This window comes from Skermania sp. ID1734 (assembly GCF_007489285.1).
Classification (GTDB): domain Bacteria; phylum Actinomycetota; class Actinomycetes; order Mycobacteriales; family Mycobacteriaceae; genus ID1734.
Genome location: NZ_VLIY01000054.1, coordinates 1 through 784 on the forward strand (window position 1 = coordinate 1; position 784 = coordinate 784).

At 60.2% G+C, this 784-nt stretch carries 2 protein-coding genes; one reads left to right on the top strand and one right to left on the bottom strand.

Annotated elements, in window-relative coordinates; genetic code table 11:
* The coding region (locus tag FOS14_RS24515) for an integrase core domain-containing protein (RefSeq protein WP_143769309.1) at nt 1-270 on the top strand (270 nt) is incomplete at its 5' end.
* Here the strand turns inward: FOS14_RS24515 and FOS14_RS24520 are convergent.
* Nucleotides 233-784, bottom strand: a 552-nt coding sequence (locus tag FOS14_RS24520; RefSeq protein ID WP_221936771.1) for a hypothetical protein, incomplete at its 5' end; no start/stop codon positions are given. The genes FOS14_RS24515 and FOS14_RS24520 overlap by 38 nt on opposite strands.

Here is a 784-nt window from a genome sequence, read left to right on the forward strand (position 1 = left end):
GGCATCACGCCCTCGATCGGTTCGGTCGGCGACGCCTACGACAACGGGTTGATGGAATCGATCATCGGCCTCTACAAGACCGAATGCATCCAGACCACGGTGTTCCACGCCGGGCCCTACAAGACGCTCAACGACATCGAATACGCCACATCTGGTTGGGTTGATTGGTACAACCACAGACGTCTGCATAGTTCACTCGGAATGCTCACCCCAACCGAGTACGAACAGGCTTTCAACACCGCTCGCGACCGGCAGTCGCAACCCGTCTAGGAGCGGCACGAAAGTCGTGACGCTTCAAATTCTTCGGCGACACATCCCCCACCGCCACCGAATGCCGATGAAACACCGCCAACCCCCGCGCCACCTCCACCAACAACTCACACCGCTGCCGATCCGACACCCCAATCCCACGCTGAGACAAAAACACCGGACCATTCAACAAATGCTGAAACTCCCCCACCTGCCGACTCGACCCCGACGCCAACCGCATCTGCACAAAAAACTCCGGCGGAATCGCCGGCATCACGAAACCGACAACCACACCATCGCTTTCCACCAACCGACACGGCCACGCCGACCGCGACAACAACTCCATCCCCGCCGAAAACGGCAACGACTCCAAATACGCCGGCATCGCCTCCAACACCGACACATCCAACCCCGCCCGCACATCCGCGCGATACTCCTTGAACACCAACGACGACGCATACTGCATCCGCACCGCCGGCGCCGAAAACACCACCCCCTGCCCACCAGCAGCCAACCGAGACAACCCACCCAACTG